Annotated in this window: 20 protein-coding genes; 6 read left to right on the top strand and 14 right to left on the bottom strand. The window is 73.9% G+C overall.

What is annotated here, in order from left to right:
* Positions 1-16: 16 nt before the first annotated feature.
* Positions 17-706, bottom strand: a complete 690-nt coding sequence (locus tag BF93_RS06425; RefSeq protein WP_038371377.1) for an MBL fold metallo-hydrolase — start codon at positions 704-706, stop codon at positions 17-19.
* A gap of 427 nt (positions 707-1,133) precedes the next feature.
* Between BF93_RS06425 and purS the strand changes: the two genes are divergently transcribed.
* Both purS and purQ read left to right on the top strand, forming a co-directional pair.
* Complete coding sequence (purS, locus tag BF93_RS06420) at positions 1,134-1,394, top strand: phosphoribosylformylglycinamidine synthase subunit PurS (protein ID WP_038371376.1); 261 nt, start codon at positions 1,134-1,136, stop codon at positions 1,392-1,394.
* A complete protein-coding gene (gene purQ, locus BF93_RS06415; RefSeq protein ID WP_038371375.1) occupies positions 1,394-2,119 on the top strand; it encodes a phosphoribosylformylglycinamidine synthase subunit PurQ in 726 nt (241 codons plus the stop codon). Before purS ends, purQ begins: the two co-directional genes overlap by 1 nt.
* 458 nt (positions 2,120-2,577) lie before the next feature.
* Here purQ and BF93_RS06410 read toward each other — a convergent pair whose 3' ends face one another.
* Together BF93_RS06410 and BF93_RS06405 are read right to left on the bottom strand one after the other, a co-directional pair.
* Positions 2,578-3,843: a class I SAM-dependent methyltransferase gene (locus BF93_RS06410; RefSeq protein WP_051486612.1), complete on the bottom strand. Its 1,266-nt coding sequence runs from the start codon at positions 3,841-3,843 to the stop codon at positions 2,578-2,580.
* On the bottom strand, positions 3,840-5,135 hold the full coding sequence (locus tag BF93_RS06405) for an MFS transporter (RefSeq protein WP_084148317.1): 1,296 nt from the start codon (positions 5,133-5,135) through the stop codon (positions 3,840-3,842). Before BF93_RS06405 ends, BF93_RS06410 begins: the two co-directional genes overlap by 4 nt.
* A gap of 105 nt (positions 5,136-5,240) precedes the next feature.
* Between BF93_RS06405 and BF93_RS06400 the strand changes: the two genes are divergently transcribed.
* Positions 5,241-6,200 carry a nucleoside hydrolase gene (locus BF93_RS06400; RefSeq protein ID WP_038371374.1) on the top strand — a complete coding sequence of 320 codons (960 nt, stop codon included), beginning with the start codon at positions 5,241-5,243 and terminating at the stop codon, positions 6,198-6,200.
* Positions 6,201-6,274: 74 nt separating this feature from the next.
* Here the strand turns inward: BF93_RS06400 and BF93_RS06395 are convergent, their stop codons facing one another.
* The 4 genes from BF93_RS06395 to BF93_RS06380 are packed head-to-tail and all read right to left on the bottom strand — an operon-like array spanning position 6,275 to position 11,368.
* Positions 6,275-7,576 (bottom strand): glycosyltransferase, encoded by a 1,302-nt coding sequence (locus BF93_RS06395; protein ID WP_038371373.1) that lies wholly within the window; start codon positions 7,574-7,576, stop codon positions 6,275-6,277.
* 12 nt (positions 7,577-7,588) lie between these two features.
* Positions 7,589-8,587, bottom strand: coding sequence for a MaoC/PaaZ C-terminal domain-containing protein (locus BF93_RS06390; protein WP_232226220.1), 999 nt, complete (start codon positions 8,585-8,587; stop codon positions 7,589-7,591).
* Between the two features lie 4 nt (positions 8,588-8,591).
* The gene (locus tag BF93_RS06385) at positions 8,592-10,013 is read right to left on the bottom strand and encodes an SDR family oxidoreductase (RefSeq protein WP_038371372.1); all 1,422 of its coding nucleotides are present in this window, start codon (positions 10,011-10,013) and stop codon (positions 8,592-8,594) included.
* A 26-nt stretch (positions 10,014-10,039) separates the two neighbouring features.
* Positions 10,040-11,368: an acetyl-CoA C-acetyltransferase gene (locus BF93_RS06380; RefSeq protein ID WP_038371491.1), complete on the bottom strand. Its 1,329-nt coding sequence runs from the start codon at positions 11,366-11,368 to the stop codon at positions 10,040-10,042.
* A 270-nt stretch (positions 11,369-11,638) separates the two neighbouring features.
* Here BF93_RS06380 and BF93_RS06375 point away from each other — a divergent pair, with 270 nt between their 5' ends.
* The 3 genes from BF93_RS06375 to purL all read left to right on the top strand — a co-directional run bounded on the left by BF93_RS06375 (position 11,639) and on the right by purL (position 16,992).
* Entirely contained in the window at positions 11,639-12,415 is a 777-nt protein-coding gene (locus BF93_RS06375) for a TetR/AcrR family transcriptional regulator (protein WP_232226230.1), read from the top strand.
* Entirely contained in the window at positions 12,412-14,559 is a 2,148-nt protein-coding gene (locus BF93_RS06370) for an acyl-CoA dehydrogenase family protein (RefSeq protein ID WP_038371371.1), read from the top strand. The genes BF93_RS06375 and BF93_RS06370 overlap by 4 nt, the downstream gene beginning before the upstream one ends.
* A gap of 96 nt (positions 14,560-14,655) precedes the next feature.
* Positions 14,656-16,992 (top strand): phosphoribosylformylglycinamidine synthase subunit PurL, encoded by a 2,337-nt coding sequence (purL, locus tag BF93_RS06365; protein ID WP_038371369.1) that lies wholly within the window; start codon positions 14,656-14,658, stop codon positions 16,990-16,992.
* A gap of 260 nt (positions 16,993-17,252) precedes the next feature.
* Here purL and BF93_RS18880 read toward each other — a convergent pair whose 3' ends face one another.
* The 7 genes from BF93_RS18880 to infA form a co-directional block, all read right to left on the bottom strand.
* Complete coding sequence (locus BF93_RS18880) at positions 17,253-19,316, bottom strand: N-acetylmuramoyl-L-alanine amidase (RefSeq protein ID WP_051486611.1); 2,064 nt, start codon at positions 19,314-19,316, stop codon at positions 17,253-17,255.
* A 134-nt stretch (positions 19,317-19,450) separates the two neighbouring features.
* Positions 19,451-19,978, bottom strand: coding sequence for a 50S ribosomal protein L17 (gene rplQ / locus BF93_RS06355; RefSeq protein WP_038371367.1), 528 nt, complete (start codon positions 19,976-19,978; stop codon positions 19,451-19,453).
* Between the two features lie 25 nt (positions 19,979-20,003).
* Positions 20,004-21,002, bottom strand: a complete 999-nt coding sequence (locus BF93_RS06350; protein WP_038371365.1) for a DNA-directed RNA polymerase subunit alpha — start codon at positions 21,000-21,002, stop codon at positions 20,004-20,006.
* A gap of 115 nt (positions 21,003-21,117) precedes the next feature.
* On the bottom strand, positions 21,118-21,522 hold the full coding sequence (gene rpsK, locus BF93_RS06345; RefSeq protein ID WP_038371364.1) for a 30S ribosomal protein S11: 405 nt from the start codon (positions 21,520-21,522) through the stop codon (positions 21,118-21,120).
* A 106-nt stretch (positions 21,523-21,628) separates the two neighbouring features.
* Positions 21,629-22,003, bottom strand: a complete 375-nt coding sequence (gene rpsM, locus BF93_RS06340) for a 30S ribosomal protein S13 (protein WP_038371363.1) — start codon at positions 22,001-22,003, stop codon at positions 21,629-21,631.
* A 224-nt stretch (positions 22,004-22,227) separates the two neighbouring features.
* Complete coding sequence (gene rpmJ / locus BF93_RS06335) at positions 22,228-22,341, bottom strand: 50S ribosomal protein L36 (protein ID WP_038371361.1); 114 nt, start codon at positions 22,339-22,341, stop codon at positions 22,228-22,230.
* Positions 22,342-22,409: 68 nt separating this feature from the next.
* The gene (gene infA, locus BF93_RS06330; RefSeq protein ID WP_038371360.1) at positions 22,410-22,631 is read right to left on the bottom strand and encodes a translation initiation factor IF-1; all 222 of its coding nucleotides are present in this window, start codon (positions 22,629-22,631) and stop codon (positions 22,410-22,412) included.
* Between the last annotated feature and the right edge of the window lie 65 nt (positions 22,632-22,696).

The following is a 22,696-nucleotide window of genomic DNA, read 5'->3' as shown; positions in this document are numbered from 1 at the left end:
GGCCGGGGCCGGCCGCTCAGCCGACCTCGACCTGTCGCGTCTCGTCCCAGTCGCGCACCTCGGTGCCCTCGGGGGCGAGCGCCGTCGCCTGGCGGATGTAGATCGCCCGGCCCGCGGCGCTGGCCACGGCGTCGTGCACCGGCAGCGCCAGGCGCGGGGCGACCTCGCGGAGGAAGTCGATGGTCTCGCGCATCTTCGACCACGGCGCGACCAGCGCGAAGGCGAGCACGTCGATGCCCCGCAGCTCCGGCAGCGGCTCGAGGCTGTCCCCGGTCACGCCCAGGCGCGGCTCGCCGGGCCCGGTGAGCACCAGGCCGATGTTGCCGACGCGCGGGATGTCCGGGTGGATCACGGCGTGGTCGCCGCCGATGGCCGACAGCGTGGTCTGGCCGATGGCGAGCTCCTGACCGGCGGCCAGCGAGATGACCTCGGTGCCCGCCTGCCGGGCGGCGGCCAGCTCCTCGGCCCCTTCGAGGTTCTGCGCGGTCTGCGGCTCGGCGATCACGGGGATGCCCGGGTTCGCCGCGAGCACCCGGGCCAGCAGCCCCGGGTCCACGTGATCGGGGTGCTGGTGCGTGATGGCGACGGCGTCCACCCCGGTGGCCTCGCCGGCCGACGGGTCGCTGAAGCCGCCCGGATCGATGAGGAGGGTGCTCCCTGCCGCCTGCACCAGCAGGCACGAATGGCCGAGATGTCGGATCTTCATGGCGTGCTCCTCGATTCCTCCGCGGTCTGGTCCTCCGCGGTCCTCGTCCTGCGCGGTCCCGTGCCCCGCAGCTGTGGTCCTCCGCGACCCCGTCCCCTGCGGTCCGGGCGTGCCGCGGTCCGGCTGTTCCGCGCTCCGGGGTCGCCGCCCCGGACCGATGCGGGCGCACGTCCCCCGCGCTCTGCCTTGCACCGTAGCCCAGTCGTGACCTTCGTGGGGAGCGCACGGCCCGTCGATCCCGGCCGATGCTCCCTGCCGCGTCCGCCGGGACCGCCGGACGCCGACGGGAGCACCGGACGCCGACGGGCGCGCCGCCGTCCGGACGTCGCCGCGAGCAGTGCCGGCCACCGCCTAGAATGACGGAGCCGCACCTACGAAATCGGCCGAGGCACCCCTGTGCCCTCAGCCCGTCCCCCAGGGAGAATCCATGCCGCGCGTCGTCGTGCACGTGATGCCGAAGCCAGAGATCCTCGACCCCCAGGGCAAGGCCGTCGCCGGCGCCCTGCCCCGCCTCGGCTTCGAGGGCATCGCCTCGGTGCGCCAGGGCAAGCGTTTCGAGCTCGAGGTCGAGGGCGCCGTGACCGACGAGGTCCTCGCCACCATCCGCGAGGCCGCCGCCACCCTCCTGTCCAACCCCGTGATCGAGGACGTCGTCCAGGTCGAGGTCGAGGGCGAGGCGGCGCACTGATGCGCATCGGCGTGGTCACCTTCCCCGGGACGCTCGACGACCGGGATGCGCTGCGCGCCGTGCGGATCGCCGGCGCCGAGGCCGTGCCGCTGTGGCACGGGGATGACGACCTCCAGGAGGTCGACGCCGTGGTCCTGCCCGGCGGGTTCTCCTACGGCGACTACCTGCGCGCGGGAGCGATCAGCCGCTTCGCGCCGGTGATGGAGAAGGTCGTCGACGCCGCCAAGGGCGGCATCCCGGTGCTGGGCATCTGCAACGGCTTCCAGATCCTGTGCGAGACGCATCTGCTGCCGGGCTCGATGATCAAGAACGCGCACCGCTCCTTCATCTGCCGCGACCAGCCGCTGCGGGTCGAGAACAACCGCACCGCCTGGACCACGGCGTACGAGAAGGACCAGGTCATCCGCATCCCCCTGAAGAACCAGGACGGCCAGTTCGTGGCCGATGCGAAGACCCTGGACGAGCTCGAGGGCGAGGGCCGCGTGGTCTTCCGCTACACCGAGGGCGCGACCCACGGTCCGGTCGGCTTCGAGGAGAACCCCAACGGCTCCTGGAACGGCATCGCCGGCATCACCAACGAGTACGGCAACGTGGTCGGCCTCATGCCGCATCCCGAGCATGCCGTGGAGTCCGGCTTCGGCCCCGACGAGCCGGGCCGCGGCACCCGCACCGGCACCGACGGCCTGGGATTCTTCACCTCGGTCCTCACCGCGCTCACCGCCTGAGGCCCCTCGACGTCTGAGGTCCCCGACGCCGACTACGACCCGGCCCCACGACCGAGTCCTCCGGTCCGGAACGCCACCGCCGGAATCTCAGGGTCCTGACGCCGACCCGCGCTCGTGTCGGAATCGAGCGGAGTGATGTCGTCGCAACGCCATCGAGCGGAGTGAACCCGTCGCTTCCTGTCCGGGAAGCGACGGGTTCACTCCGCTCGTTCTCGATGCGACGTCTTTACTCCGCTCGTTGCTCCACCCGTGCGCAGTCCCCCGTGCTCGTGGCGCAGCGAGTCCTCCACCTTCCCGTGGCGACGCGGGATGAGAGATCTCCCGACACGGCTGCCGTGCCCCGCTCCGGGACGGCCGACGGAAACGGCCTACGAGCCGGTCCCGGTCGACAGGTCACCCGGATCTGGCTTGCCCGACGGGAACAGCTGGACCGACCCCGCCCGACGAAATAGCCCCGGTCAGGCGCGGGTGGCGACGAGGACCGTGAATCGGCGGTCCCGGGATGCCTGCTGGACCCGGCCCACGCGTCGCTCGAGCTCGGGGCGGTAGCGCAGGTGGGAGTTGTGGACCATCCAGAGCTGGCCGCCGCGGCGCAGCACGCGGGCGGCGGCGTCGAGGAGCTCCTGGACGAGCGTGGCGTCCACCGCGGTGCCGTCGTGGAAGGGCGGGTTGAGCACGAGGAGGTCCGCGCTGGCCGGCTCCTCCTGGGAGAGGGCGTCGTCCCAGCGCACGCTCACGCCGTCCCGGGCGAGGCCGGCCGCGGCGAGGGTGAGCCGGGCCGAGGCGACCGCATCGGCGTCGTCATCGCTGGAGAGCACCTGCGCGTCGGGGAGGGCCGCGGCGAGATAGGCGGTCATCAGCCCGTTGCCGCCGCCGAGGTCGATCGCCCGCTCGACGCCCTCGAGCGAGGCGATGCCGGCGTCGAGGGTCTCCACCAGCAGCACGCTTCCGGCATCGGCCGAGGCCGATCCGAACACGCCGCCGACGCCGCGCAGCGGGATCTCCCGCTGCTGGCCGCGCACGCGCAGCCGGGCGGCGCCGCGCGCGGGCTCGAGCAGGCGCGTGCCCGGGCGGGGCCCGCAGGCCGCCAGCGCCCGGGACTTGCCGATCCCGCGGGAGGCCGCGACCTCCGCGAAGGTCCTGGCGAGGGTCTCGTTCTGCGAGCGGGACATGTGCTTGACGCGCCCGCCGGCGACCAGCTCGAGCTCGGCGCCGGTGGCGAGGGCGTGGACGGCGAGCTCGCGGGCCCGGGCATCGAGCTCGCGCAGGGCCTTGGGCAGGCGCATCAAGGCGAGGAGGTCGCCGCCAGCGGAGGTCGCCGCGCCGCCATCCGGTGAGGTCGTCGCGTCCGCAGCCGCGTCCGCTGCGGCGGTCGGAGCGCCCGCAGCGGGGGCCGATGCGGCGGACGTCGCAGCCGCGAGGTGGTCGACGAGCGGGGTCGGCTCGCCGTCGGCCGCAGGGAGGATCAGCGACCCCGCGGCGATCTGGGCGGAGAAGCGCTCGCGCAGCGCTGCGGTGAGGCGGTGGGAGGCGCTCCAGCCGATGACGCGGGCGCCGGGCCGGGCCACGGCGGCGTCGAGAGCCCGGGCGGTGAGCTCGCCCGAGGCGTCCTCGAGGACGATCAGGTCGCGACCGGCGCCGCCCTCCGGCTCCGCGAGGGCGTGCTCGAGGATCACGCGATCGCTCTGGTGCAGGAAGGTCTCGGCCGGCTCGGGGGTGCTCATCCCGGGAGTCTATGAGGTCGGCGGGACCATCGGGCCACCACCAGGTGCAGGGCGAGCGTGGCCGTGAGCAGGGTCGCGGCGATCCACGGCAGCTGGACGGCCTCCATGCCCAGGGCGAGGCCCAGGCCCCCGGCGCCGCCGCCGAGGGCGACGCCCAGGGGGATCGCGCTCGCGTTCAGCGCCATCACGACGCTCGCCGAGGCCGGGGCCATCGCGGCCAGGCGCGCCTGCTGCGGGACCGCGTGGGCGCCGTTGCCGATCCCGGCGAGGAGGAACCATGCCAGGGTCGCCGCGGCCATCGCCCTCGCGCCGAGGACCGAGAAGGCGGTGCCGGCGAGGACGGCATCGGCCAGCAGGACGAGGAGGATCGCGGTGAGCACCCGCACCGGGTCGAAGCGGTCCACCAGGCGGCCGCTGACGGCGTTGCCGAGCATGCTGGCCAGCCCGTAGCCGAGCATGATGAGGATGATCGCCCCGGCCTGCGGGTGGACCGGTCCGAGGATCAGCACCGCATAGGTGAAGCAGGTGTAGCTGGCGCAGAGCACGCCGGTGGAGACCAGCAGTCCGGCGACCAGGCGTGGTCGCAGGAGCGGCTGCAGGCGTTCGCGCAGACGGGTCGGCGGGTAGCGCAGGGCCGGCAGCCGCGCGGCGATCCCGATGAGGGCGAGGGTGCCGACGGCCGCGACCATGAGCAGGGGGACGCGCCAGCTGCTCTGGCCCAGCAGCAGGCCGACGGGCACGCCGAGCGCGGTGGCGGTCATCCAGCCGCCGAGGACGAAGGACAGGGCGCGGCCCCGGGAGCGCTCGGGGACGAGGTGGACGACGTAGCCGGTGACGGCCGCTCCGAGGATGCAGGCGCCGAGGGCCGCGATGATCCGGCCGCCGAGGGCGACCGCGTAGGTCGGGGCGAGGGCGCTGACGACGTTGCCGGCGATGAAGGCCGCGAGGGCCGCCATGATGGTGGCGCGCTGCTCGCGGCCGCTCGTGAGGGCGCCGAGCAGCGGGCCGGCGAGCGCGGCGGTGAGCGCGAAGGCGGTCACCAGCTGCCCGGCGACGGCCTCGCTCACGGAGAGGTCCCGGGCGATGTCCGGGAGCAGGCCCGCCAGCACGTACCCGTCGATGCCGGTGCTGAAGGTGGCCACGGCCAGCCAGATCAGGGCGTGGTACGGGAGCCGGGCGGGCTCGCCGACCGCGAGGTGCGCCGGCGCGTCCCGGCCGGCGTCGGAGCGCGATGCGCTCCCGGGAGGCGGGCCGGCGGAGGGAGGCTCTGCACGGGGTGTCCGATGAGACATCCGATGACTCTACCGGCGCTCGGGTGCTGCGGCGAGGCCTCCGCGGCGCCGGAGCGCCGCGTCGGCAGGGCGCGCAGACCCTCGGGCGATCCGTACCATCGGAGCATGACGATCCCCCTCCTCGTGGACTGCGACACCGGCATCGACGACGCCCTGGCCCTGACCTACCTCGCCTGCCGCGAGGACGTCGAGCTCGCGGGGATCGTCTCGACCGCGGGCAACGTCGACGTGGACGCCGTGACCCGCAACAACCTGATCCTGGCCGAGATGCTGCGCATCCCGGCCCCGGTCGCGCGCGGCAGCGCCGCTCCCCTGGTGGCGGAGCTGATGACGGCCGATGACACCCACGGCCCGCAGGGCCTCGGGCACGCGGTGACGGCGGATCCGAGCCGCCGGGAGGATCCGCGCAGCGGTGCCCGGCTGTGGGTGGACGCCGCCCGCGAGCATCCCGGGGAGCTGGTCGGGCTCGTGCTGGGCCCGCACACCAATCTGGCCCTGGCCCTCGAGATCGAGCCGGAGCTGCCGCGGCTGCTGCGCCGCCTGCACATCATGGGAGGGGCGATCAACCACCGCGGCAACACGGCCCCGACCACCGAGTGGAACGTGGCGGTGGATCCCGATGCGGCCCAGCGCACCCTCGCGGCCTTCTCCGCCGCCGAGCGGCCGCCCGTGCTCGCGCCGCTGGATGCGACGGAGTCCGTCGAGTTCCACCAGGACACCCTCGATGCCCTGGCCGGCACCGCCGACCATCCGGTGATCCCGCTGCTGCTGGAGGCGTTCCGGTGGTACTTCGAGTTCCATCGGGCCGACGGCTTCGGCTGGATGGCCCATGTGCACGACCCGCTGGTGGCGGCCCATGCCCTGGAGCCGCAGCTGGCCCGCACGGTGCCTCTCGCCGTCGACGTGGAGCTGGCCGGCACGCTCACGCGCGGCCAGACCGTCGGCGACCGTCTGGGCCGATGGGGCCGGCCCCCGAACGTGGCCCTGATGGAGGATCCCGACGCCCCTGCGGTGATCGCCCATCTGCTCGAGACCCTGCGGGAGGGCCTGCCGCGCCTGCGGTGACCGCGGCCCGAGGCGCCCCGAGGCACCGCCCGAGGCAGCCTGCTGCGGGGCGCCGCGGCTTACGCTGCGGGCTCTCAGCCGGCGGCGACGATCTCCTCGAGGATGCGCACGCCCTCCCCCAGCCCGTCCTCGGCGCGCAGGCGCTGCCCGACCTCGTCGGCGCGCCGGGCGTAGGCGGGCGTGCCGACCAGCTCGCCGAGGCGGGCGGCCAGGTCCTGTCCCAGGCGGCGCGGCGGCAGCGGCCGCGGGGACACGCCGAGCTCGCGCAGGCGCGCGCCCCAGAACGGCTGGTCGCCGAGGAACGGCACGATGAGGGTGGGCCGGCCGGCGCGCAGGCCGGCGGCGGTGGAGCCGGCGCCGCCGTGATGGACGACGGCGGCGCAGCGCGGGAACAGCGCACCGTGCGGGGCGCCCTCGACGACGAGCACGTCCTCGCGGTCCGAGGCGCCGGGGGTCATGCCGCCCCAGCCGGTGGCCACGATGCCGCGCAGCCCCGTCGCGGCGAGGGCCCCGAGGACGGCGTCGCGCCGCTCCTGGGCTCCCTTGCCGAAGCCCATGGACCCGAACCCGATGTAGACCGGCGCCTCCCCGGCGGCGAGGAACTCCTCGACCTCGGGGGCGAGGGCCTCCTCCTGCTCGGGCAGGAACCAGTAGCCGGGCACGTGCGCCGTGCTCGGATAGTCCGGCGGGACGGGCAGGACGTGCCGGCTGTAGGGATACAGCACGTGCCCGGCGGAGCCGTCGGGGGTGCGCAGGGGGTCCTCCAGCCGCCCCACGCGGCCCGGCAGGCCGATCCGGGCGCGGAACGCCGAGAGCATCGGCGCGTACAGCGCGTTCCCGGCGCGGCCCATCGCGTAGCTGGCGCGGTTGCCGCGAGCCCCCAGGTCCGCTCCGCCGAAGAAGGGCACCGGGTACGCCGAGGTGGGGGTGTAGAACGGCAGCGGCAGGGTGAGCACCGCGGGGATGCCGAGCTTCTCGGCGATGTGGGGGCCGCCGAGGCATTTGGCGTGGTGGACGACGACATCGACGCCGCCGTCCTCGGCCTGCTGCTGCAGCGCGGCCTGCCAGGTCTCCTCGAGGTGCTCGCGCATGGCGCTCTTCATCGCGCGGAAGCTCCGGAGCCCGTCGGCCGCCCCGGACATCTGCGGCATGACGTCGCGGATCATGCGCAGCATCTCGTCACCGGCGGGGCGGACGGTGACGCGGCCCGCCGGGCCGGCCCCGCCGCCGCCTCGCCCCGCAGCGGGGACGAGGTCGGCGAGGGCGGAGGGGACGGCGAGGGTGACCTGGTGGCCGGCATCGGCGAGGGCCGCGGCGAAGGCGGCGTAGGGCTGGACGTCGCCGCGGGTCCCGAAGCTCGTGAGGAGGATGCGCATGCCGCGACCTTCTCACCTCAGCGCGGTGACGTCCACGGTGAAGCAGCGTCGCGCCGGACGGTCGCCCGTCGCGGGGCGCCAGCCGATGCCGCGCGTGCTGCCGGCCTCCCGGTCCTCCTCGTAGCGCACCAGGACGGTCCCGGGCAGGGTGACGGGGGCGCCGAACTCGACGTCCCACCGCAGCGGCCGGGTCAGGTCGGCGCGGGACTCGGTGAAGGCCCGCGAGGCGGTGTACATCCCGTGGGCGATCGCGCGGGGGAAGCCGAACGCCCGGGCGCTGAGCGCGGACATGTGGATGGGGTTGGCGTCCCCGGAGACCTCGGCGTAGCGCCGTCCCGTGTCCGCACCCAGGCGCCATCGGCCCGTGGGGATCGGGGCGGTGAAGGGGGCGCGCTCCCCCGGCTCCTCCCCGGGGCCCGCGGCGGGCGAGGTCCCGGAGGGGCGCGCCGCTCCCGGTCCGGCGGCGGCCGATGCCGCATCGCCGCCGGGCGTCCCGGACCGTCGGCCCTTGGCGAGATAGGTGGACACGTCGGTCGCGATGATCTCCCCGCCGGAGCTGATGGTGGAGACGGCCTCGAAGGTGCTGCCGCGACGATGGGGGCGCAGGCCGCGGGTGCGGCATTCGACGTCGACCAGCTCCCCCACCCGCACGGGGCGGTGCTGGAGCATCTGGTTGGCGGTGTGCACCAGCCCCAGCAGGGGGAAAGGGAAGTCCCCGCGCGCCATCAGCGCCAGGGAGACGGGGAAGGCGAGCACGTGCAGCACCCCGGGATGGACCAGCTCGGTGGCCGGGCCGCCCATGAGGTGGTCGAAGGCGGCGGCGCGCTGCGCGTCGATCCGCACGGAGGAGACGCCGAGGGCCGTGCCGGGCAGCTCGGTGCTGCGACGCATGCCGGGGCGGGGCCGCAGCGCCGCGGCGTAGATGGCGGGGAAGGACGGCACCTCACGCAGCATGCGGGCCCGCTCCGGGCCCGGCGCGGCGGAGGTCCGGCGGCGGTTCAGCTCGACCACGCCGTCACCGTCCCACCATGTGCTGGCCGCACACGCGCAGCGTCTGCCCGCGCACGCCGCCGGCCGGGCCGGAGGCGAGGAAGGCGACGGCCTCGGCCACGTCGACGGGCAGCCCGCCCTGCTGGAGGGAGCTGATGCGCCGGGCGACCTCGCGCTGCAGCGGCGGGATCTTCCGGGTCATCTCGGTCTCGATGAAGCCGGGGGCGACGGCGTTGGCGGTGCCGCCGCGCTCCTCGAGCTGCCCGGCGAGCGCCTCGACGAAGGCCATCACCCCGGCCTTGGAGGCGGCGTAGTTGGACTGCCCGCGGTTGCCGGCGATGCCGCTGGTGGAGGCCAGGGACACCACGCGCAGCTCGTCCCCGAGCACCGGGGCCGCCGCGGACCGACCCGCCGCGGAGGCATCGGCCGCCGCAGGGGCATCGGCCGACCCGGAGGCCTCGGCGGCCGGGGCATCGGCGGCCAGCAGGTCGCGCATGAGGCTGATCTGGCTGGCGATGTTCACCGCGATCACCGGGTCCCAGCGGTCCGGCGCCATGTTCGCGAACATGCGGTCGCGGGTGATGCCCGCGTTGAGCACCACGATGTCCAGGCGGAGGCCGCGCTCGCGCAGGAAGGCGGCCAGGCGGTCCCCGGCATCGGCCGCGGTGACGTCCAGCTGCACGGGCACGCCGCGCAGCTCGTTGGCCAGGCGCGCGAGCTCGGTGCCCGCCGCGGTCACGTCCAGCAGCACCACCCGGGCGCCGTCGGCGGCGAGGGTGCGGGCGATCGCCGCGCCGATGCCGCGGGCGGCGCCGGTGACCAGGGCCGTGCGCCCGGCCAGCGGCGCCTCCCAGCTCTCCGGGAGCGCGGCGCCGGCGGCGTCGATCCGCAGCAGCTGGCCGTCGACGAAGGCGCTGCGCGCCGAGAGGAGGAAGCGCAGGGCTCCGGTCACCGACGGGGCGTCCAGCGCGACGCCGTCGGCGACCAGCAGGCCGTTGGCGGTGGATCCCCGGCGCATCTCGTGCCCCAGGCTGCGCACGAACCCCTCGACCCCGCCGCGGGCCGCGTCCCGGGACGGGTCCTGGCCTGCGGCGGGGCGGGAGACGGTCACCACCCGGGCGCCGGCGGCCAGGCCGCGCATGGCCTCGGCCAGGGGCAGCACGAGCGGGCCGATGTCCTCGGGGCGCTCGATCGCGTCCAGGACGATCACGACGCTGCCGGGGTGCTCGGTCTCGGCGAAGCGGCGGCGGACATCGGCGCCCCAGCCGAGCAGGGTGCCGGTGATCTGCTCGGCCCCCTCCCCGGAGCCCAGCACGACCACGGGGTCGAGCACGGGCTGGGGCCGCTCCGCGCGGCGCGGGAGGTGCGACGGGCGGGGCAGGCCGGTACGGGCGGCGAGGGCGCGCCCGGGGGCGGTGCGGACCAGACGGGTATAGGCGTCGACCACGGTCGTTCTCCTGTTCGGGTGGGGGCTCAGGCGGGGTCGGCTTCGAGCAGGGCGACGGTCCCCTGGCCGGCGGCCGCGCAGATCGAGACGAGGCCGCGCTGGCTGCGCCCGGTCTCGCGGGCGCGCTGGTGCAGCAGCTTGGCGAGGGTGGCGACGATGCGCCCGCCGGTGGCGGCGAAGGGGTGCCCCGCCGCGAGGGAGGAGCCGGTGACGTTCAGCCGCGAGCGGTCGATCGATCCCAGCGGCGCCGTGCGGCCCAGGCGGTCGCGGCAGAAGTCCTCGGACTCCCAGGCGGCGAGGGTCGAGAGCACGGTCGCGGCGAAGGCCTCGTGGATCTCGTACAGGTCGATGTCGGCGAGCGCGAGGCCGTGGGCGTCCAGCAGCTCCGGCACGGCGTACGCCGGGGCCATCAGCAGGCCCTCCTCGCCGTGGGCGAAGTCCACGGCGGCGCTGCGGGCGTCGACCACCCGCGCCAGGGGCGTCAGGCCGCGGGCCGCGGCCCAGTCCCGGCTGCCGAGCAGCACGGCGGAGGCCCCGTCGGTCAGCGGCGTCGAGTTGCCGGCGGTCATGGTCGGCTCGGCGACGGCCGGGCTGCCCAGGCCGAACACGGGCTTGAGCGAGGCCAGCTTCTCCAGGCTCGAGTCGGGGCGCAGGTTGGTGTCCCGGCCGATGCCCCGGTACCCGGTGACGAGGTCGTCGAGGAAGCCGGACTCGTAGGCGGCGGCCAGGGCGCGGTGCGAGGCGAGGGCCAGCTCGTCCTGCGCCTGGCGGCTGATGCCCCACTGCGCGGTGGTGACGGCCTGGTGCTCGCCCATGGACAGGCCCGTGCGGGGCTCGGAGTTGCGCGGTGGCACGGGCGCCAGGTCCCCGGGGCGCGCGCCCGCGAGCACGGAGAGGCGCTGCGGGAGGCTGCGTGCGGCGTTCAGGCGGTGCAGGAGGCGGCGCAGGCGCGGGGTGACCTCGATCGGCGAGTCCGAGGCGGAGTCCACGCCGCAGGCGATCGCCGAGTCGATCTGCCCCAGGCGGATCCGGTTGCTCACGTGCATGACCGTCTCCAGCCCCGTCGCGCAGGCCTTGGACAGGTCCAGGGCCGGGGTGCGCGGGTCCAGCGGCGTGCCCAGCGCGCTCTCGCGGGTGAGGTTGAGGTCCCCGGCGAGCTTGAGGACGGCGCCGCCGGCGACCTCGCCCAGCATCTCGCCCTGCAGGCCGAAGCGGGCGACGAGGCCGTCGAGGGCGGCGGTCAGCAGGTCCTGGTTGGACACGCCGGCGTAGGCGCCGCCCGCGCGGGCGAAGGGGATGCGGTTCCCGCCGAGGACGTAGGCATCGCGCACCTCGGGGGTGCGCCGCAGGTCCAGGGCGCTGCGGCCCTCGTCGGGGCCGATGCCGCCGGCGGGCTCCGCCGGGCGGCCGGGGGATGCGGGACGGGAGGGCTCGCCCGGCCCGGCGGGCTCGGCGGGGGCGCCGAGGGGCTCGATGGGATCGGCGGAGGAGCTGGCGGGGCTGGTCACGGAACGGGACACCTCTTCGGATCGGACGGCGGATCGGCACCGGCACGTCTGCTGCCGCACCGGATCGGACGTGACAGAGACTACCTGGAACCGACGGTACTTGATACCCTTGGTCCCGTGAAACCTTCTCCGCCGTCCGGGTCCTCCGCGCCGTCCGCCTCGACGGCGTCCTCCGCGGCGCCCGCGGATCCCCCTCCCGGCATCGCGCCCGGGGATCCCGCCGCGCCGCGCGACGAGGGGCCCGAGCCGCTGGACGGCCTCGCCGCCCCCGGCGAGGGCGCCTCCCCCGCCGCCCCCGCGGTCGACGGCCGCTCCGCCCGCTGGGCGGCGCACCGCGAGACGCGCCGGGCCGAGATGCTGCGCGTGGCCCGCAAGCTCATCCACGCCCAGGGCCCCGACGTCACCATGGAGGACATCGCCGTCGCCTCGGGGACGTCGAAGTCCATCGTCTACCGGTACTTCACCGACAAGGCGCAGCTGCAGCGGGCGATCGGCATGCACATCCTCTCCGACATGCACCGCCAGCTGGTCGAGGGCATCGCCCGCCTCGAGCAGGAGGCCGGCGGCGCCGTCGACGCGGAGGCCCGGATCCGCGTGATGATCTCCGCCTACGTCTCCACGGCGGAGAGCTCCCCGAACGTCTACCGCTTCGTCACCCGGCCCAGCGACGGCCTGAACCACTTCCTGTCCTCCACCGCGCGCCTGGTCGCGGCGGCGGTCCCCGAGAGCTCCCCCTCCCCCGAGGTGTGGGCGGCGGGAGCGGTCGGCTTCGTGCGCGGAGCCGTGGACCGCTGGATGACCGACCGGACCTCCGGCCCGGCCGGCGGCACCATCACCGACGACCAGCTCATCGATCACCTCGTCACCTGGCTCATGAAGGGAATGCGACATTGACGTCCACGACCACCTCCACCGCATCCGACCCCCGCGGCATCCCGCGCGGCACCGCTGACCCCACCGGCCCGATCCCCGTCCCCGCGGCCGGCGCGCCGCGCCTGGACGTCGACGCGGTCGCCGAGGCCCTGCTCGGCGACTGGGCCGAGCTGCGCCGGGCGGCGCGCGAGCGGGCCCGCAGCAGCGCCCTGCATCGGCCGCTGGACGCGACCGTGGCCGAGCACCGCGCCCGCGTCTTCGAGCAGCTGCAGACCCTGGCCGACGCCCGGGTCTCCCTGCCCATGCTGCCCGAGTCCCTGGGCGGGCCCAACGACAACGGCGGCAACGTGGCCTCCTTCGAGGAGCTGGTCCTGGCCGACCCGTCCCTGCAGATCAAGGCCGGGGTGCAGTGGGGCCTGTTCACCTCGGCGATCCTGCAGCTGGGCACCGAGGAGCACCACCGGGCGTGGATCCCGGACGCGATGAGCCTCGCGCTGCCGGGAGCCTTCGCGATGACGGAGATCGGGCACGGCTCGGACGTCCAGTCCCTGGCCACCACGGCGACCTACGACGAGGCGACCGAGGAATGGGTGATCCACACGCCCTTCCGCGCCGCCTGGAAGGACTACCTGGGCAACGCGGCGATCCACGCGCGCGCCGCCACGGTGTTCGCGCGCCTGATCACCCGCGGCGTGGACCACGGCGTGCACTGCTTCTTCGTGCCCGTCCGCGATGCCGACGGGGAGCTGCTCCCGGGAGTGCGCAGCGAGGACGACGGCCCCAAGGGCGGCCTGAACGGGATCGACAACGGCCGCCTGGCCTTCGACCACGTCCGCGTGCCGCGCACGAACCTGCTCAACCGCTACGGCGACGTCGCGCCCGACGGCACCTACTCCTCGCCGATCGACTCGCCCGGGCGGCGCTTCTTCACCATGATCGGCACCCTCGTCCAGGGCCGCGTGTCCCTGGACGGCTCGGCGATCCGCGCCTCGCAGCTCGCGCTGCACATCGCGATCACCTATGCCTCCCAGCGCCGCCAGTTCACCGCCGCCTCCCCCACCGAGGAGACGGTGCTGCTGGACTACCAGTCACACCTGGCCCGCCTGCTGCCCAAGCTCGCCGCGACCTACGCCGGCGCCTTCGCGCACGAGGAGCTGCTGCACGCCTTCGACGACGTCTTCTCCGGCCGCGGGGACACCCCCGAGGCCCGGGAGGACCTCGAGACCCTCGCCGCCGCGCTCAAGCCCACCTCCACGCGCCTGGCCCTGGACACAATCCAGGAATGCCGCGAGGCCTGCGGCGGCGCCGGCTTCATGGCGGAGAACCGCCTCGTGGGCCTGCACCAGGACCTCGACGTCTACGCCACCTTCGAGGGCGACAACACGATCCTGCTGCAGCTGGTGGCCAAGCGTCTGCTCACCGACTACCGCCAGGAGCTGCGCAGCATCGACCGGGCGGGGATCGGCCGGTTCATCGCGCAGCGCGCCGACACCCTCGCCCGGCGCCACACCCCCTGGCACCGCCTGGTGCAGACCGCCACCGACGCCGGCCGGGCCGAGCGCTCCTCCCAGAGCCTGCGGGACGCCGAGTTCCAGGAGGCCCTGCTCGCCGACCGCGCGCGCGTGAAGGTCGAGGAGGTCGCCCTGGCGCTGCGCCCGGCGGGCCGCCAGAGCCCGGCCGATGCCGCCGCGCTCGTGAACAAGCACCAGATCGAGATGCTGGACGCCGCCCGCGCCCACGCGGACCTGCTGCGCTGGCGCGCCTTCACCGCCGCGATCGAGCGCTTCGAGGACGAGGGCACGCGCGCCGTGCTCACCGACCTGCGCGACCTCTTCGGGCTCTCCCTCGTCCAGGCCGATCTCGCATGGTTCCTGCTGGACGGGATGCTCTCGGCCCAGCGCGGCCGGCAGGTCGCGGCCGAGGTGCGTCGCCTGCTGTGGCGGCTGCGACCGCACGCCCTGGACCTCGTCGCCGCCTTCGACCTGGCCCCGGAGCACGTGCGCGCCCCGATCGCCCTCGGCGGCGAGGCGCGACGGCAGGAGGAGGCGGCCGCCTACTTCCGCGCCCAGCGGGCCAGCACCGACTCCCCGCTCAGCGAGAAGGTGCTGCGGGACGCCGCGAAGGAGGCGGCCCGCGAGGAGGCCCGCCGCGCCGCCAAGCGCTGACGCGGCGACTCGATCCGGACGCCGGGGACGGGCACGGGTCGGGGCCGAATAGACTGGCCCCGACCCAGCCCCAGCGTGAATGGACCGAGCGTACCGATGACCGGATCTGATCCCCGCGTGCCCACCGCCTCCCCGCAGGCGACCGCCGGCGACGTCGACACCGTCGAGCATGCCGCAGGCACCCCCGACCAGCAGCAGCCGTACGCGGAGCTGGGCCTGAAGGACGACGAGTACCAGCAGATCCGCGAGATCCTGGGACGCCGCCCCACCAACGCCGAGCTCGCCATGTACTCGGTGATGTGGTCCGAGCACTGCTCCTACAAGTCCTCCAAGAAGCACCTGCGGGTGTTCGGGGAGCGCACCACCGAGCAGATGCGCGAGAAGCTCCTGGTGGGCATGGGCGAGAACGCCGGCGTCGTGGACATCGGCGACGGCTGGGCGGTGACCTTCAAGGTCGAGTCGCACAACCACCCCAGCTACGTCGAGCCCTACCAGGGGGCCGCGACCGGCGTGGGCGGCATCGTCCGCGACATCATCTCCATGGGCGCACGGCCCGTCGCCGTGATGGACCAGCTGCGCTTCGGCGCGATCGACGCCCCCGACACCGCGCGCGTCGTGCACGGCGTGGTGGCCGGCGTGGGCGGCTACGGCAACTCGCTGGGCCTGCCCAACATCGGCGGGGAGACCGTCTTCGACGCCTCCTACCAGACCAACCCGCTGGTCAACGCCCTGTGCGTGGGCGTCCTGCGCCACGAGGACATCCACCTCGCCTCCGCCACCGGACCGGGCAACAAGGTGGTCCTTTTCGGCGCCCGCACCGGCGGCGACGGCATCGGCGGAGCCTCGATCCTCGCCTCGGAGACCTTCGAGGAGGGCGGGCCCGTCAAGCGCCCCAGCGTCCAGGTGGGCGACCCCTTCATGGAGAAGGTCCTCATCGAGTGCTGCCTCGAGCTGTACGCCGCAGGCACCGTCGAGGGCATCCAGGACCTCGGCGCCGCCGGCATCTCCTGCGCGACCAGCGAGCTGGCCGCCAACGGCGGCTCGGGCATGCACATCGACCTCGAGAACGTGCTGCTGCGCGACCCCACCCTCACCGCCGGCGAGATCCTCATGAGCGAGTCGCAGGAGCGCATGATGGCCGTGGTCAGCCCCGAGAAGCTGGCCGAGTTCGAGGCGATCACCGCCAAGTGGGACGTCGAGGCCGCCGTGATCGGCACGGTCACCGGCGACGGCCGCCTGACCATCGACCACTTCGGGCGCCGCATCGTGGACGTGGACCCCTCCACGGTCGCCGTCGACGGGCCGGTCTACGACCGCCCCTTCGCCCGTCCCGCTTGGCAGGACGCCCTCCAGGCCGACCGCGCGGAGGAGCTGGCGCGCCCCTCCTCCCCCGAGGACATCGCCCAGACCCTGCGCACCCTCATCGCCTCGCCCAACCTGGCCTCCGCCGGCTGGGTCACCGATCAGTACGACCGCTACGTCGGCGGGAACACGGCGCTGGCCATGCCCGATGACGCCGGCGTGATCCGCGTGGACGAGGAGACCGGCCGCGGCGTCGCCCTGGCCACCGACGCCAACGGCCGGTACACCAAGCTCGACCCCCGCACCGGCGCGCAGCTGGCCCTGGCCGAGGCGTACCGCAACGTCGCCACCTCCGGCGCGGTGCCGCTCGCGGTGACCGACTGCCTCAACTTCGGCTCCCCGGAGGATCCGGGCCCGATGTGGCAGCTGGTCGAGGCGATCCACGGTCTCGCCGATGCCTGCCAGGAGCTGGGCGTGCCCGTCACCGGCGGCAACGTCTCCCTCTACAACTCCACCGGCGAGCCCGGCCGCATCGACTCCGCGATCCACCCGACCCCCGTGGTCGGCGTGCTCGGCGTGTTCGACGACGTCGCCCGCCGCACCCCGTCGGGCTGGCAGGACGAGGGCCTGGCGATCTTCCTGCTCGGCACGACCCGCGAAGAGCTCTCCGGCTCCGCCTGGGCCGACGTCGCCCACTCCCACCTCGGCGGCCTGCCCCCGCAGGTGGACCTCGCCGCCGAGCGGGAGCTCGCGGAGATCCTCATCGCCGCCTCCCGCGACGGCATGGTCGACTCCGCGCACGACCTCTCCCAGGGCGGTCTCGCCCAGGCCCTGGTCGAGTCCGTGACCCGCTTCGGCACGGGCGCCCGGATCGTCCTGGACGACGTCCTCCAGCGCGACGGCGTGGACCTGTTCACGGCGCTGTTCTCGGAGTCCCAGGCCCGCGCGATCGTCGGCGTGCCCCGCAGCGAGGAGGTCCGCTTCACCGACATGTGCACGGCGCGGAAGTTCCCGCTGGCCCGCATCGGCGTGACCACCGGCGCGGAGCTGGAGATCCAGGGCGTCGGCGCATTCCCCGTCGCCGAGCTGCGCACGCTGCGCGAGGCGACGCTCCCGAAGCACTTCGGCTGACCCCGCCCGTCCACGCCGGTTCCGGCCGGAAACGATCGGAGTGAATCCGTCGTTATCGCATCGATCGGAGTGAACCCGTCGCTTCCTCGGCGGGAAGCGACGGGCTCACTCCGATCGATGGAGGCTCGAGGGCGACGCCGGGCGGCGTCCGATCGATGGGGGCTCGAGGGCGACGCCGGGCGGCGTCCGATCGATGGGGGCTCGAGGGCGACGCCGGGCGGCACCGGAGAAGTGCCCGAGGCGCCCCGAGGCGCCCCGCCTCAGCGGACGGTGATGGCTCCCGTGCGGGAGTTCCAGTGCACGGTGCCGCCCTGGAAGCGCTGCTCGACGCCGCCGGTCACCGCGACCTCCTCACCGGCGGGGAAGCCGAGCGGTCCGGCCTCCCAGCGGGTGCGCGCCCAGTAGGCGCCGATCGCTCCCCCGGTGGCGTGGGCGCCGGTGGCCGGGCTGTAGTGGATGTCGCCGTGCTCGAAGACCTGGGTGGCCCCGCCGCTGATGTCCCGCTCGTTCACGCGCGGGAAGCCGAGCTTCCCGGCCGCGCCGCCGGTGGCGATCCAGCGGGTGCCGATGGCGCCGCGGGTGACGAACGCCCCCACGCCGTCCTTCCAGGAGATCAGGCAGTGCGCGAAGGGTTGCTGGCGGCCCCCGGCGACCGAGCGCTCCGGTCCGGTCGGCGCCCCCAGCACGTCCGCCCCGCCGCCCTCGAGCCAGGTGTTGCGGATCGCGCCGTAGACCTCGTACTCCTCGGGGCCGGTGGTGGTGCTCGGCGTGAACACGACCTCGGCGTCCTCCGAGGACCGCGAGGCCGTGCCGCCCTCGAAGCGCTGGGACACGGCCCCGGAGGACCCGGCGACCGCATCGCCCGTGGGCCGTCCCCAGGACGGGGCCCAGGACCGCACGAAGGGCGTCGCATAGGCCGTCGCGGGCTCCTCGCCCTCGGACAGGACCAGGCCGCCGGTCAGGCGGGTCACCCAGGTGTCCCCTTCCCAGTGGGCGATCTGGTAGACGGTGCCCAGCTCCGAGGAGCCGCCGGCGGCCCGGTAGGCGTCCAGGTGGGTGCGCCAGCCCTCGTCGATGGTGGTCTGCGCGATGTCCCGGATGGCGTCGAGCTGCGCATACAGCCGGTCGCCGGGGCAGTCGGTGTAGTTCACGTCGCGGTGGGCGAAGATGCGCGGGAGCGACACGGTGCTGCCCGTGGCATGGACGACGTTCGAGGCCGTGACGGTGAAGCGGGCGCTGCCGTGGGCGTCGTCGAGGAAGGAGCCCAGCAGCTTCCATCCGGCGATCCGGCCGACGGCGGAGACGACGGCCGAGGGCACGGCGGTGCTGGAGTAGTCCCCCATCACGCTGATGCCGGCGGTGCGGGAGTTGTAGCCGCGCGCGTGGGCGCCCTCGACGACCCGGTGCAGGCCTCCGGCCCGGCCCTCGAAGATCTGGCCGTACTTGTCGATGAGGATGTTGTAGCCGACATCGGCCCAGCCCAGCGTCTGGGTGTGGTACTCGAGGATGCCGCGCAGGATCTGCGCGGACTGCGTCCTGGTGTACGAGTTCGTGCCGGCCGTGTGGTGGACGACCACGGAGCGCATCTCGTCGTGGCCGGTGGTCGCGCGGGTGAGCGTCTCGTCCGCGCCCCAGGTGGCGCGGCGGATGATCGCCGGGGCGCCCATCAGCAGCGGGGTGGTCGGGTCGGTGCTGGAGAGGGTCGAGGCGGTGGTGGCGCGGGTGCTCGACAGGGTCGCCACGGCGTCCTCGGCGTCGGGCCGCATGGAGCTGTCCGTGCTGGCCTCGGAGGTCGTGAGGACATGGGCGGTCATCGCGGCGGTGGCGTCGGAGCCGTCGAACTCGGCGCGGAACTCGAGCGCGTCGACGGGGCCCAGCCAGGCGATCTCCGTCCCGGGAGCCTCGTCCCCGGTGTCGGGGTCGATGGCCGGCTCGAGGTCGTGCCAGTCCCCCCAGCCGCCCCCGACGGAGCGGCCGCGCACGCGGGCGGCGACGTCCGCTCCGGCCGCATCGTCCGCGTCCCAGGTCAGGCCGACCATCGTCGCCGGGGCGTCGGAGACCCGGCGGATCACCGCGCCGTCCGCGGTGCGGCGCTCCGCATCGGCCAGGGGGACCCGGCGCCGGCGGGTGCGGCCTCCGGTCACCTCCGGATCGGCCACGGCGGCCGGGGCGGCGAGACCGATGGTCGCCGCCGGGACGACGGCGGCGGAGGCGGCCAGCAGACCGCGCCGGCTGAGGACGGGCCCGCGGGCGCCGTGCGGCGAGGGCGCGGCGGGGCCCCGGGAGCGGTGCATCGACGGACGGGGGAAGCGTGCATCGGTCATGGCAGGATCTCCGGAGGCGAGAAATGGGGAAGACGCCGGGGCGGCTCCGGGCCGCACGCCGTCAGGGGTCACTGTACGCGAAAGGGCCACCGGAATCTCTTCCGGTGGCCCTTTCGGCGTTCTCCTCGAAGGGGTCAGGCCTTCTCGGAATCCTCCGCGGGGGTCTCCTCGGCGGCAGCCTCGGTCGCCTCGGCGGCGGTGTCCTCGGTGGTGGTCTCCTCGGCGGCGGCCTCGGACTCCTCGGCCTTGGCGGCCACCTTGGCGGCGCCCTCGGCCTCCTTCACCACGGCCTGCTTCGGCGAGTACGCCTCGCTGACCAGCTCGATGACGGCCATCGGGGCGTTGTCGCCCTTGCGGGGGCCGACCTTGGTGATGCGGGTGTAGCCGCCCGGACGCTCGGAGAACGTCGGGGCGATCTCCTCGAAGAGGGCGTGGACCACGCCGCGGTCGCGGACCGTGCGCATGACACGGCGGCGCGAGGCGAGGTCGCCCTTCTTGGCCTGGGTGACCAGGCGCTCCGCGAGGGGACGCAGGCGCTTGGCCTTGGTCTCCGTCGTGGTGATGGACTTGTGACGGAACAGCTCGGTGGCGAGGTTCGCGAGGATCATCCGCTCGTGGGCGGGGGAACCTCCCAGGCGCGCGCCCTTGGTGGGTGCAGGCATTGTCGTTCTCCTAGTTCAAGAAATGTCAGTACTGATCGCCGAAGTCGTCGGAGTAGGAGTCCAGAGCGGCCGACGGGTCGAACCCGGCCGGGGAATCCTTCAGCGACAGTCCGAGGTCGGCCAGCTTCGCCTTGACCTCGTCGATGGACTTCTGCCCGAAGTTGCGGATGTCCAGCAGGTCCGCCTCGCTGCGCGCAGTCAGCTCGCCGACGGTGTGGACGCCCTCGCGCATGAGGCAGTTGTACGAGCGCACGGTGAGGTTGAGGTCGTTGATCGGCAGCGCCAGATCCGCGGCCATCGCCTGGTCCGTGGGCGAGGGGCCGATGTCGATGCCCTCGGCCTCCTCGTTCAGCTCGTGCGCCAGGCCGAACAGCTCGACCAGCGTCTTGCCCGCGGAGGCGACGGCGTCGCGCGGGGAGATCGCCGGCTTGGTCTCGACGTCCACGATCAGACGGTCGAAGTCGGTGCGCTGCTCGACACGGGTCGCCTCGACCTTGTAGGTCACCTTGAGCACGGGCGAGTAGATCGAGTCGACCGGGACGCGCCCGATCTCCCCGTCGATGCCCTTGTTCTGCGCGGCGGACACGTAGCCGCGCCCGCGCTCGACGATCAGCTCGATCTCGAGCCGGCCCTTGTCGTTCAGGGTGGCGATGTGCAGGTCGGGGTTGTGGACCTCGACGCCCGCCGGCGGGGTGATGTCCGCGGCGGTCACCTTGCCCTCGCCCTCCTTGCGGAGGTACATCACGACCGGCTCGTCGTTCTCCGAGGAGACGACGAGGTTCTTGATGTTGAGGATGATCTCGGTGACGTCCTCGCGGACCCCGGGGACGGTGCTGAACTCGTGCAGCACGCCGTCGATGCGGATCGAGGTGACCGCGGCGCCGGGGATGGAGGACAGGAGGGTGCGGCGCAGGGAGTTACCCAGCGTGTAGCCGAACCCGGGCTCGAGCGGCTCGATGACGAACCGGGAGCGGTACTCCGACACGACCTCTTCGGTCAGCGTGGGGCGCTGTGCAATGAGCACGATGTGTCCTTTCTGCGAGCGTCCGCCATATGACGCTCTGGAGGGGGCTCAAGAGGGGTGGGGTCGAGACGTGCCGGGGCCGGTCCGCCGCAGCGGCCCGGGTCCCGGGACGGCCTCAGACGCGCCGACGCTTCGGGGGACGGGTGCCGTTGTGCGGCTGCGGGGTGACGTCCTGGATGGAGCCGACCTCGAGGCCCGTCGCGGTGAGCGAGCGGATCGCGGTCTCGCGACCCGAGCCCGGGCCCTTGACGAACACGTCGACCTTCTTCATGCCGTGCTCCTGCGCGCGGCGGGCAGCGGCCTCGGCGGCCATCTGCGCGGCGTAGGGCGTGGACTTGCGCGAGCCCTTGAAGCCCACCTGGCCGGCGGAGGCCCAGGAGATGACGGCGCCCGTCGGGTCGGTGATGGAGACGATGGTGTTGTTGAACGTGCTCTTGATGTGAGCCTGTCCGTTGACGACGTTCTTCTTGTCCTTGCGGCGCGGCTTGCGCGTCGCGGACTGGCGAGTCTTGGTTGCCATGTGGCGGAACTCCTCGGAAAAGTTCAGATGATCGGTGCGCCGTGCTCAGCGGCGCGGAGTGACTGCGATACGGCGCGGACGCCTCTCGCGCGGCACGGGGAGCGCGTCAGCGCGCCTTCTTCTTGCCGGCGACGGTGCGCTTGGGGCCCTTGCGGGTACGCGCGTTCGTCTTGGTCCGCTGGCCGCGCACGGGCAGGCCGCGGCGGTGACGCAGGCCCTCGTAGCTGCCGATCTCGACCTTGCGGCGGATGTCCGCGGCGACCTCGCGGCGAAGATCGCCCTCGATCCGGTAGTTCGCCTCGATGTGGTCGCGCAGCTGGACGAGTTCCTCGTCGGTCAGCTCGCGCACGCGCTTGTCGCCCGAGATCCCGGTCGATGCCAGGGTCTCGAGGGCGCGGGTGCGACCCACGCCGAAGATGTACGTCAGGGCGACCTCGAGGCGCTTTTCGCGCGGGAGGTCGACGCCCACCAGACGTGCCATAGTGCAGTTCTCCTACTTGTTCTCGGAGGCCTGATCCGACTCCTCGCGTTCCACGGATCCGGGGATCCGCCGCGCCGCAGCCTCCGCACTGCGGGTGTCCGATCGGCGGGGCCGATCGGCGGTGTCGTCTCTTCTGTTGTGTGTCCGCGATGCGGACGGGTGGCCCGGGGGCCGTGTCGCCGTGGCGACGGATGACGCAGGGGCGACCGGGTCGGGGGACCCGATCAGCCCTGGCGCTGCTTGTGACGCGGGTTGGAGCAGATGACCATGACGCGCGAGTGGCGACGGATCACCTTGCACTTGTCGCAGATCGGCTTGACGCTCGGCTTGACCTTCATTTCTTCCTTCTCACGAGAGGGAGGACGCCCGCTGGGCGCCCCCGATCTTCACCGCCGGGCGGCGTCGATCACTTGTAGCGGTATACGATGCGGCCCTTGTCGAGGTCGTAGGGGCTCAGCTCGACGACCACCCGGTCCTCGGGGAGGATGCGGATGTAGTGCTGCCGCATCTTCCCGGAGATGTGCGCCAGCACCTTGTGCCCGTTGTCCAGCTCGACGCGGAAGCGCGCGTTCGCGAGCGCCTCCGTGACCGTGCCCTCGACCTCGATCACGCCGTCCTTCTTGGCCATGCCTCTCCGATCTCCTCGCCCGTGCCTCGCGGGGCGGGGTCGCTTCGTCTCCGAGCGCGGTCCTG

The sequence above is a fragment of the Brachybacterium phenoliresistens genome, assembly GCF_000576425.1.
Taxonomy (GTDB): Bacteria; Actinomycetota; Actinomycetes; order Actinomycetales; family Dermabacteraceae; genus Brachybacterium; species Brachybacterium phenoliresistens.
Note: the sequence above shows the minus strand (reverse complement) of the source record. Positions and strands in the feature narration are given on the sequence as shown.

Coding starts and splice junctions, on each gene's coding strand:
- BF93_RS06410 (WP_051486612.1), bottom strand. CDS start 3,843: ATGAGCACCCCCGAGCCGGCCGAGACCTTCCTGCACCAGAGCGATCGC.
- purS (WP_038371376.1), top strand. CDS start 1,134: ATGCCGCGCGTCGTCGTGCACGTGATGCCGAAGCCAGAGATCCTCGAC.
- rpsK (WP_038371364.1), bottom strand. CDS start 21,522: ATGGCAACCAAGACTCGCCAGTCCGCGACGCGCAAGCCGCGCCGCAAG.
- infA (WP_038371360.1), bottom strand. CDS start 22,631: ATGGCCAAGAAGGACGGCGTGATCGAGGTCGAGGGCACGGTCACGGAG.
- BF93_RS06395 (WP_038371373.1), bottom strand. CDS start 7,576: ATGCGCATCCTCCTCACGAGCTTCGGGACCCGCGGCGACGTCCAGCCC.
- rplQ (WP_038371367.1), bottom strand. CDS start 19,978: ATGCCTGCACCCACCAAGGGCGCGCGCCTGGGAGGTTCCCCCGCCCAC.
- BF93_RS06405 (WP_084148317.1), bottom strand. CDS start 5,135: ATGTCTCATCGGACACCCCGTGCAGAGCCTCCCTCCGCCGGCCCGCCT.
- rpsM (WP_038371363.1), bottom strand. CDS start 22,003: ATGGCACGTCTGGTGGGCGTCGACCTCCCGCGCGAAAAGCGCCTCGAG.
- BF93_RS06425 (WP_038371377.1), bottom strand. CDS start 706: ATGAAGATCCGACATCTCGGCCATTCGTGCCTGCTGGTGCAGGCGGCA.
- rpmJ (WP_038371361.1), bottom strand. CDS start 22,341: ATGAAGGTCAAGCCGAGCGTCAAGCCGATCTGCGACAAGTGCAAGGTG.
- BF93_RS06400 (WP_038371374.1), top strand. CDS start 5,241: ATGACGATCCCCCTCCTCGTGGACTGCGACACCGGCATCGACGACGCC.
- purL (WP_038371369.1), top strand. CDS start 14,656: ATGACCGGATCTGATCCCCGCGTGCCCACCGCCTCCCCGCAGGCGACC.
- BF93_RS18880 (WP_051486611.1), bottom strand. CDS start 19,316: ATGACCGATGCACGCTTCCCCCGTCCGTCGATGCACCGCTCCCGGGGC.
- purQ (WP_038371375.1), top strand. CDS start 1,394: ATGCGCATCGGCGTGGTCACCTTCCCCGGGACGCTCGACGACCGGGAT.